6 protein-coding genes are annotated in these 10158 nt (G+C 46.7%); 3 read left to right on the top strand and 3 right to left on the bottom strand.

Annotated elements, in window-relative coordinates:
* Positions 1-195 precede the first annotated feature (195 nt).
* A complete protein-coding gene (polA, locus tag E5987_RS10045) occupies positions 196-3006 on the bottom strand; it encodes a DNA polymerase I (RefSeq protein ID WP_202074616.1) in 2811 nt (936 codons plus the stop codon).
* A 237-nt stretch (positions 3007-3243) separates the two neighbouring features.
* On the opposite strand from polA, the gene E5987_RS10040 reads away from it, so the two are divergent.
* Complete coding sequence (locus E5987_RS10040; protein WP_160335953.1) at positions 3244-3558, top strand: H-NS histone family protein; 315 nt, start codon at positions 3244-3246, stop codon at positions 3556-3558.
* A 314-nt stretch (positions 3559-3872) separates the two neighbouring features.
* Positions 3873-5075 (top strand): M20 metallopeptidase family protein, encoded by a 1203-nt coding sequence (locus E5987_RS10035; protein WP_160335952.1) that lies wholly within the window; start codon positions 3873-3875, stop codon positions 5073-5075.
* 55 nt (positions 5076-5130) lie between these two features.
* On the opposite strand, the gene E5987_RS10030 is transcribed toward E5987_RS10035, so the two are convergent.
* Entirely contained in the window at positions 5131-5316 is a 186-nt protein-coding gene (locus E5987_RS10030) for a hypothetical protein (protein ID WP_160335951.1), read from the bottom strand.
* A 213-nt stretch (positions 5317-5529) separates the two neighbouring features.
* Between E5987_RS10030 and E5987_RS10025 the strand changes: the two genes are divergently transcribed.
* Positions 5530-6720 carry a Fic family protein gene (locus E5987_RS10025; protein WP_160335950.1) on the top strand — a complete coding sequence of 397 codons (1191 nt, stop codon included), beginning with the start codon at positions 5530-5532 and terminating at the stop codon, positions 6718-6720.
* Positions 6721-7799: 1079 nt separating this feature from the next.
* On the opposite strand, the gene E5987_RS10020 is transcribed toward E5987_RS10025, so the two are convergent.
* Positions 7800-10157, bottom strand: coding sequence for an ATP-dependent helicase (locus tag E5987_RS10020; RefSeq protein WP_160335949.1), 2358 nt, complete (start codon positions 10155-10157; stop codon positions 7800-7802).
* Position 10158 lies beyond the last annotated feature (1 nt).

Below are 10158 nucleotides of genomic sequence, written 5' to 3'. Positions count from 1 at the left end.
ATGAATCCCTCCAGGTAGATTATATAATTATAATCTATTAAATCAGTTAAAATAATGCCCAATGCCCGGTTTACGGGCAATTTGGGCACTGTGTGTAACTACTAGTAATATTTATGATCTAGTTTTTGGGAATTCAGGAGCAAAAAGCCGAGCTCCACGCTCGGCTTTTTGCTGTCTGACTTCTCGAAGGACGCTCTAGTGAGCCGCTTCCCAGTTGTCGCCTGATCCGACTTCGGCGATCAGCGGAACATGAAGCGTTACAACGGAATCCATGATCTTCGGAAGATTTTCCGTGACCAATGCCACTTCGTCTTCAGGAACTTCCATGATCAATTCGTCATGAATCTGAAGAATCAGCTTGCTCTTGAGCTTTTTGTCTTCAATCCATTTCTGAACCGCAATCATGGAAAGCTTGATCAAGTCTGCCGCTGAACCCTGCATCGGCGCATTAATGGCGGCTCGCTCCGCGGCAGCCCTGCGCATACCGCCCGCACGCATGTCCGGAAGCCAAAGCCTTCTGCCCAGCGCTGTTTCAACATAGCCCTGTCGATCGGCCAGCGCTTTAATCCGGTCCATATAGTCGCGAACGCCCGGATAACGCGCAAAGTACTTTGTAATGTAGTTCTTAGCGTCCTGACGATCAATGCCGAGATTCTTCGCAAGCCCGAAAGCGCTCATACCGTAAATCAAACCAAAGTTAATCACTTTGGCGATTCGTCTGTCGTTCGGCGTTACCTGATCACGCGCCTTACCAAAAACTTCCGCCGCTGTGGCCGTATGAATATCCGCATTATGCCTAAAAGCGTCCACCAGCCCCGGATCCTCAGAAAGATGCGCCATGATACGCAGCTCAATCTGGCTGTAGTCCGCACTGATCAGCTTGCAGCCGGGCGCGGCGATAAACGCTTCCCTAACCTTGCGTCCTTCCTCTGTGCGGATCGGAATGTTCTGCAGATTCGGGTTTGTTGAGGAGAGACGACCCGTCACAGCAACCGCCTGCTCAAACGTCGTGTGAATGCGGCCATCTTTCTTATCCACCATATGCGGAAGTTTTTCCGTATAGGTTGTCATGAGCTTGCTCAATGTACGGTATTCCAGTGCGATCTTGGCGAGCGGATAGTCCGCCGCAAGCTCGGAAAGTACCTCTTCACTCGTAGAGTAGTTGCCGGAAGCCGTTTTCTTGGGCTTTGAGTCCGCGATCATGACGCCCATTTTGTCAAACAGAATTTCGCCCAGCTGCTTCGGAGACGAAAGTTTAAAAGTCTCTCCTGCGGCCTCGTAAGCCTTCTCTTCCAGTTCTTTCAGCTGAGCCTGAAGTTCTGCCGTTTGTTTATTGAGAAGCATGGAGTCAATCAAAACTCCGTTCTGCTCCATCTTAAAGAGCACCAGAGAAATCGGAAGTTCAATATCCCGATAAATCGATTCCAGCTTCTTATCGTCTGAAAGCGCTTTATTAAAGAGGCGATTCAGTCGGGCTATGACATAAGCCCTTTGAGAAGCAAACTCAGCTGTTTTTTCCGTACCGACGTCACGGAAAGACTTCTTCTTGGCTCCTTTGCCTAAAAGAGATTCCTCGTCTGCGAGCTCATACTGAAGCCAGTTCATCGCAAGCTTTTCGATCGCGTGCGAGCGATGCGCTTCCAAAACATAACTCTGAAGCATGACATCGTCCTGCATGCCTTCCAGCGTCAGACCGACGTTGGCAAAAACATGGCGAGTCTGCTTAATGTCATAGCCCGCTTTGCCAAGCTTGGGATTATTCAGCACATTCTTAAAAATATCGCCAAACACTTCCGGCGCAATCGCGTCACTCATCAGAATGTCGTCTTCTATCGGGACGTACCAGCTCTCACCGTTTTCTCTGCCAAATGCGGCGCCCAAAGGCTGAAGACTCTGCTGTCCCTCGCCTTCACTAATCACATACATGGAAATCTCTTCCTGACCTGCGAGCTTTTCTAGATGCTGAGCGAGTTCTTTAGCCTGAGTCTCATCCTGAATAATCGTGAGTTTCCGCTCGGGCGCGGCCTGAGACTCCGAAGCAAAGAGATCCAGCGTCTCGCCTTCAATCGGAGCCGCGCCGACCACAGCGCGTTTAGAGGCTGAAGAAGCAGAGTCCAGAGATTTAACCTCGCCCGCGGCCGAAGATTTTTTCAGCTCGCGAGCCCAGGTTCTGAATTCGAGCTTGTTGTAGTAATCCATCAGCTCTTCGCGATTGGGTTCCCGCAGCCTGAGCGTTTCAAAGGTCGGCACCTCCTCAGACAAATCCGCGTCGGTTTTAATCGTCACCAGTGCGCGCGCGGTCGGTAAGAATTCGAGTGAATTACGAAGATTTTCTCCGATCTTGCCTTTAATTTTGTCCGCGTTCTCAATCACGCCGTCCATCGAACCATATTCATTGATCCACTTAACAGCGGTCTTCTCCCCGCACTTAGGAACACCCGGTACGTTATCGATCTTGTCGCCCATCAGCGCAAGATAGTCAATGATCCTGTCGGGCGGCACGCCGAACTTCTGAATAACGCCTTCTGTGTTCATCCAGGTATTATCTTTGCCCATTGTATTAATAAGGATGACGTCCTCATTAACAAGCTGGGCATAATCTTTGTCACCTGTGGCAATCACGACGGTGAAGCCTTCGGCGGTCGCTCGCTTGGCCAGTGTACCGATCGTGTCGTCGGCTTCAATACCGGGAACCTGAAGAAACGGAATTCCTTCCTTTTTCACGCCTTCAAAAATCACAGGGATCTGAACCGCTAATTCTTCCGGCATAGGCGGCCGGTTGGCTTTGTATTCGGGATAGATGTCAGAGCGGAATGTCTTTCCCTTCGGATCAACCACGCAGGCCACGTACTCGGTCGGCACATCCTTCATCAACACGCGAAGCATGGATAAAAAGCCACGGATCGCATTTGTGGGGCGGCCGTCGGAAGTCGTCAGAGGCGGTACCGCATGGTACGCACGGAAGATAAAGTTGGATCCGTCAATTAATAAAAGCGTTTTTTTCAAGATTCCTCCGACAGTCACAGTTCACACAGATTGCCGAATAGATTAACAAATCAGGTTAATTTTTGCGATTTTAGACACCTGAACGGGTATCTACGGATATTTTTATACAATTATCAAAAATATTTTTAAAAAAGACTTTTTTAAACATATTTAATTAAAAATAAAATATTTTTAAAAATAATTAATAAAAAATGTGATATATTTCCGCTATAAAATCAATTGAGTGAGATAACCAAAATGGCAGAGTTAGACGATTTATTGAAAGAAAGAGAAGCGCTGGAGGAGAGAATTAAAGAAGTCTCACGCAGGGACCGCCTTGATGCTTTAAATACCTGCAGAGACCTTATTAAGAAATTTGATTTCCAGCCCGCCGAACTCGGTTTAAAACGGATTATGCGCAAGGGAGCGGCTGTGCCGAAATATATGGGCCCCAACGGACAGACCTGGGCCGGCAGAGGCCGCAAACCGGTTTGGCTTCAGGAAGCTGAACTGCAGGGAAAAACGGCTGACGATTTCAAAATAACCTCCCTAGCAGAAATTATCGGCGATTAACCGAATTTTAATAAAAAGGTCCCAAACGGGACCTTTTATTTTTTATCTCAATTTGTTTGTTTAATTAACAAATTCACATGGTTATATCAGTGTGTAAATAATTTCTATCTCGTCCCATTTAATAAGTAGTATTAGAAAAATCATTTTTTATCGATAACAATACAAATCTTCAGGAAATTCCGCATAAAAAAATATTTTTGTGCAAATCTTTTTTTTGTTCAAAAAAACTGACAAATTATCTCGAAGTGTTGAAAAGGTTACCCAACAAACCTATCCTTTCGATATTACAAACTAATCATTATCAGGAGAATCCCATGGACAACCCCGTCCGACAAGACGTCTGTTTCCCGGAAATCACAGCAATGTATGACGAGCTGAAAGAGTTCCGCCGAGATATTCACGCTCATCCGGAATGCGGCTTTGAGACAGAAAGAACGATTGGCAAAATTCGCGAATTCCTTCTCAGCCACGGCGTTGCGGAAAAAGACATCGATACGACCACGAGCAAAGGCTCTCTCTTTGCGCTCATTGAAGGCAGCGAGCCGGGTAAAACGGTTGCTCTTCGTGCCGATATTGATGCGCTCAAGATGAAGGACTTCGGCGGCAAACCATGGTCTTCTCAAGTTGAAGGGCGCTGCCACGCCTGCGGCCACGACGGTCACCAGACCTGGCTCCTCGGCGCCGCGGCCTACCTTGCAGCTCACCGGGATTTTGCGGGACGCGTGCTTTGCGTCTTCCAAGCGGCTGAAGAAACCGGTCAGGGTGCGCTTGCAATCGTCAACAGCGGTGCGCTCGAAAAATATCAGGTCGCAGAAATCATCGGAGCGCACGATGAACCAGGTCTCAAAAAGGGACAGATCGGCTTTAAAGTCGGACATATCCAGGCCGCTTCCGACAGCTTCGCGATCAAACTGATCGGCAAGGGCACGCACGGAGGAAGACCCCATCAGGGCGTAGACCCTATCCCTGCCGCCTCTGAACTCTATCAGGCGCTCCAGACCATCGTTTCCCGCAAAGTTGATCCGCTTGAATCCGCTGTGGTTTCTATCTGCTATTTCTCAGCAGGCATGGTCGGCACATACAATGTGGTGCCGGGAGAAGTCCAGCTTGGGGGCACTGTAAGAACATTTCTTCCCGAGCTCAGAGATTTATGCGAAACAACCATCCGCAGAATGGCTGAAGGAATCGCTCTGGCGCACGGCCTCACGGCTGAAGTTGACTACATCCGTCTTATTCCGTCGGTAAATAATGACAAGGAAATGACAGAATCCGCCATTAAGCTTGTCACTGAAATGCTGGGAGAAGAGAATGTAAACCCGTCCATCGGACCTTACATGTCCAGTGAAGACTTCAGCCGCTATCAGGCAAAGATTCCTGGTACGATCTGCCGTATCGGCATCGTGGACGACGAACACAAAACGCCGCTGCACAACCCGAAATTCGACTTTAATGACGAAGTGCTTCCGCTTGCCTCCACAGTGCTGGCAAAACTCGCACTTTCTCGTCTGGCTAAGTAACAGATGTAGCAGGAGCCCGACAAATCAGGCTCCTGCTGAGATGAAAAGCTTGAGGTTAAACCACCGTTTTCAGTTTGTCCGCCTGCATCCAGGGCTGCGATCTTGTGTCGAGCTTTCCGCGTGTCTGATAACGCTGATAGCCGAGCATGAAGAGCGAGCGTCTGCGGGCGCCTTCTAAAGAAAGCGTAATGTTGTGCGGCGCAAATTTCTGAAAACGATGTCTGGTACCAAGTTTGTTCACGTCATCCTCCGGTTTCGACACCGGAATAATAAAACTTTTTCCGGCCGAAATGAGCATGTTTTTTTTCGCATGTTATCAAATTGCAACAAGGTAATTTGAGAGAGACTGAGACTCTGAGCTTTGAAGCTCAGGCGATGAAGCAAACCACTAATTCTCGGGTTGAATTACAATACCAAACTTAAAAACATATAGAAACATAACTAATCGGGACCTATGCACTTTCAAGAGATTAGACAAGCGGCCTCTCAAGGAACGATAAGTCTTCCGCCGCCCTCCAATTCGGAAGGGCTGGAGAATGAACTTATTCTAAAAACATGCCTTAAAGTTGTCCGCGAACTCTCCGATTTCAGATACAGCTTTGCCACTTCGCGCATCCCTGAAACTTCATCAAGACTGATGACGATTGTTGAGGCAAAGAATCAGCTCATGAAGCGGGATCATCAAGTCTCCCTGAGTGATTATTTTCTTTCGGAGATCGTCCCTAATCCGGGTGTAGAGTCTTTGGTGCTTCTCGACGATTATGTTAAAGCGCTTACCGTCGGAGCGGAGTCTGCGCCCTTCTCTCCGGTTTCTGTTAAAACCATCATTCAGATCGCAAACCAGTTTCCGGCGGACCAAATTACGTGGCGACAGAATAAAGACATCGGCGAGCGTCTTTTAGCTCCGGACACATTTCCGGACAGTAAAGCGGTTCAGTTTGAACTGGTTCGCTGGGATAATTACTGCCGCACACCGAACGATCTCGACCCGCTAGTGCATTCGCTTCTGTGCAATCTGTATTTCATGGCGATTGCGCCGCTTAGCCGTCACAATGAACGAATCGGTCAGATTCTTCTGCAGCTTTCGCTCATGGGCCGCGATCTTAATTCCCCAGCGCCCTGCATTCAGCTTGGCAAAGCGCTCGTCACCAATGCGCATTTTGGAATTGAGGAAAGGCTTTACGGTTTGCGCACGCGTCAGTGGTCGCCATATCTTCAGTACATGCTTCGCACACTGCTGAAAGCGACCTCGATGAGTATTGAACTGCTGCGCAGTATTGACCGTTTATACAATCAGACAGAAGACTATCTGAAGAATATCGGTCTGTCATCGCACATTGCTTTCCTACCGGCCATATTTATGCATCCGGCCTGCCGAACCGGTGAGCTTTCGAGCTACATCAATACACGTAGACAGGTCGCAAGTCACATTCTCAATGACTTAGCGCACGCCAATATTCTGTCCAGAACCGAGGACGGCCGCGATCGAGTCTTTTACAACAAACGTTTGATAGAGCTGCTTGAAAGCGACAATTACTCGTTTACGCCGCTGCCGACAGCGATTACACCGTTTATTCCGCTTTACCAGAAGGGCACGCCCGGAAGACAGCGCAAGTCTCTTAAAGAAGAGCCTGCGGAAGAATAACGCCTTCATGCTATCAGCCGGCTTAGATCAATGACATATTAAGTCAGCGGTTCAGAGAACAGTGACGGTCGACGCCGGCCATGAGAAAATCCTGACTATATTCTGAGCGGACATCACAGTCGCATCATCAGCCGACGAGTCAGCTTCAAAATCAAAAATCTATCATGAGGGGACTCGTGTTCTTCAACTATTCTTAGTCAGCCTCATCTCGCGCTGAAATCTAAATATTATGATAACCGCATCTAAATAATTCGATCATTCAATTACAGAGTAGATAAACGATTTTCATCATATCGATCTTGATTAATAAATCATCCTGTTCAGATTAATAGAAATTTATACATGCAACAGATAGAAATTTTGATTTATATAATTAAATAAATTGATATGAAATAATTCAATCAATATTGAAATAATAGTAATGAGACAGAATATATAGCTAATATTTATATCTATTGTACATATCATTATCTTATTGTTTACATCATCAGCATCCTGCTTTCATAGCTGTTCAATAAATACTAAACATAAAGAACTACACTCATCTATAAACAATAAGACAACATAATTATAATTTTTCTAAATAAATATTCAGACTTATCTTATAAAAATACTAGATTAGTTAAAAATTTCTAAACTGTATATCTATTTAATTTACATAATTTTTATAAAATTTTTCTCACATTAGCGAAGTATTTTATAGATATGTGACTATAACAATCAACGATACAAATATAACATATATTTACATTTAGTCATCCATTGTGCTTTAGCTAATTTATACAAATTATTTCTAGTTTTTTCAGATAGATATATCAGAGTACATAAAGTTAAAGTTTTACTTTAACTTTAGTATTTATATAGACATTATATCTATCACTATTCTTTATATGCTAAGACTTCGTATACATCATTTGTTTCTTATAGATATAATGATTTATCTAGTAACAATTTATTTACACAACCTGAACTTAAACGACGTTCCATGCTTCTTTTTTACTTTGAGCAGTAATCAAGATAAATAAAAACGGCTTCTTGATTTAATTCAAGAAGCCGTCTAATAACTGGATTTTTACGACTTAAAGGTCCGATATCTTTTTCTTCGCAATACGATATAAAAGGTCTTTTACACCTGATCTGTCGAACTTAATTTGAAGGACTAACTCCTCCCCTACCCCTTTTGTACTGAGCACGGTTCCCGCTCCAAATTTTTCATGAAGCAGACGATCACCGGATTTATATGGAGAACCATTGTCGATTTTTGCTCGTATTTTATTCTCTTGCTGTTTTTCTAATTTTCCGCCAAGTATGCCTTTTGCCCATTCAGGCATATTGGAATTGTAAGTGCGTCCTGATTCGCGGTAATTATTATTTGACCAATCGCTGCTTCCGCGACGGCTAAACTTGCTTCCGCGCGCAAAACCATAACCGGATCCGCCGCTGCTGTAGTCGTCAGAATCATCCGAGTCGGTATAGCCGGGTTTGGAAAGCCACTTGAGATTCTCTTCAGGCAGCTCCCTAAGGAACATGCTCTGAGAAGAATATCGGGTCGTTCCGTGCAGCATCCGTCGCTCGGCAAGCGTGATGTACAAATTCTTTCTTGCGCGTGTGATCGCGACATACATCAGTCTGCGCTCTTCCTCCAGATCCTTATTGCTGCCCATTGAGTTCCCGTGCGGGAACAGTCCGTCTTCCAGGCCGGTAATGAAAACCAGATTAAATTCCAAACCCTTGGATGCGTGAACTGTCATCAGCTGAACCGCGTCCTGATCCGCTTTGGCCTGATTTTCTCCGGCTTCCAGACTTGCGTGCGATAAAAAGCCCTGAAGCGCAGTCATATTCTCGTCGCGAACACTCTCCTCTTCATCTTCTTCATCAATCGCTTCGGCATCCACGTAACCGGTTGCCGCTGACGTCAGCTCGCGCAGATTCTCTAGGCGCTCAGAACCGTTAGGATCAAGCTCATACATTTCCTTCAGACCGCTCTTCTCTACCGTATAGTCGACAAACTTCGATAAAGGCAGCTCGTCCTTCTTCTCGCGCAGATCCTCAATAATGGCGCGGAAAACTTCCAGCTTGGCCGCGGCCGCCCCTTTGGCATAACCGCAGGCGTCATACAGAGAAATGCCGTTGTCGCCTGCAAAGTTAATCAGGGTTTCAATGGTCTTGGCACCGATTCCGCGGGCGGGCAGATTAACAACGCGCAGAAAAGCGGAGTCATCCGCGGTGTTTTCCGCTAAACGCATATATGAAATCGCGTTCTTAATTTCCGCTCGATCGAAGAATCGGAGGCCGCCGTACACACTATAGGGAATGCCCCGGCGCGTAAACTCGGCTTCCAAAACACGTGACTGCGCGTTTGAACGATAAAGGATCGCCATCTCTTTATAGGGCGTCCCTAAATCCGCATACTCTTTTACCGTATCCACCACGTAAGCGGCTTCATCCACGTCTGAAGGCGCGGAATACACCCGGACTTTGTCGCCTTCACCGGCCTCTGTCCAAAGCTTCTTGCCCAGTCGCTGAGAATTGTTGGCGATCAGACCGTTGGCCGCGTCCAGAATATTTCCCTGCGAACGATAGTTCTGTTCCAAACGAATCGGCTCTCCGATTTTGAACTCACGCACAAAGTCCTGCATGTTGCCGACATTGGCGCCTCGGAACGCGTAAATCGACTGATCATCGTCGCCGACCGCAAATACACTGTTGGGACGACGCCCAGGCTCACCAATGCCGGAAAGCAGCTTGATCCAGCGATACTGAAGCTTGTTGGTGTCTTGGAACTCGTCAATCAAAATGAAATGGAACCGATTCTGATAGTGCTCAAGAATCAGCGGATGGTTTTTAAGAAGTTCGTAACTTCTTAAAAGCAGCTCCGCGAAATCACAGGCGCCTTCACGAATCAGAATCTTTTCATATAAGTCATAGATCTCTCTAAAGGCAGAGCCGCGCTGGAAATTAATGGGCGCGTCTTTGGCTCTGAGCCCTTCTTCTTTACAACGGTTGATATAGTTCTGGACTTCTCTCGGCTTGAATTCTTCATCGGAAATGCCGTTGGCCTTCATAATGCGCTTCACCGCGGAAAGCTGATCACTCTGATCAAGAATCGCGAACGAAGCCGGCAGCCCCGCTTCATTGTGGTGCAGACGCAGCATGCGGTTGCACAGCCCATGGAAGGTACCGACCCACATCGCGCGCACATTCACCGGCATCATGGTCGATAAACGCGTCAGCATCTCTTTGGCGGCTTTGTTGGTAAAAGTCACCGCTAATATCTCACTGGGATAAGCCATGTCCGACTGAAGCAGATAAGCAATTCGGCTCGTCAGAACACGCGTCTTCCCGGATCCGGCGCCCGCTAAAATCAAAGCTGATTTTTCACCGAGCGTCACCGCAGCTTTTTGCTCCGGATTCAAAGAGTCTAAGAGATCATTCATA

This window comes from Parasutterella muris (genome assembly GCF_009767915.1).
GTDB lineage: Bacteria > Pseudomonadota > Gammaproteobacteria > Burkholderiales > Burkholderiaceae_F > Parasutterella > Parasutterella muris.
Note: the sequence above shows the minus strand (reverse complement) of the source record. Positions and strands in the feature narration are given on the sequence as shown.

Excerpts from the sequence above, each read along its gene's own strand:
- E5987_RS10040 (WP_160335953.1), top strand. The coding sequence starts at position 3,244 with ATGGCAGAGTTAGACGATTTATTGAAAGAAAGAGAAGCGCTGGAGGAG.
- E5987_RS10025 (WP_160335950.1), top strand. The coding sequence starts at position 5,530 with ATGCACTTTCAAGAGATTAGACAAGCGGCCTCTCAAGGAACGATAAGT.
- E5987_RS10020 (WP_160335949.1), bottom strand. The coding sequence starts at position 10,157 with ATGAATGATCTCTTAGACTCTTTGAATCCGGAGCAAAAAGCTGCGGTG.
- E5987_RS10035 (WP_160335952.1), top strand. The coding sequence starts at position 3,873 with ATGGACAACCCCGTCCGACAAGACGTCTGTTTCCCGGAAATCACAGCA.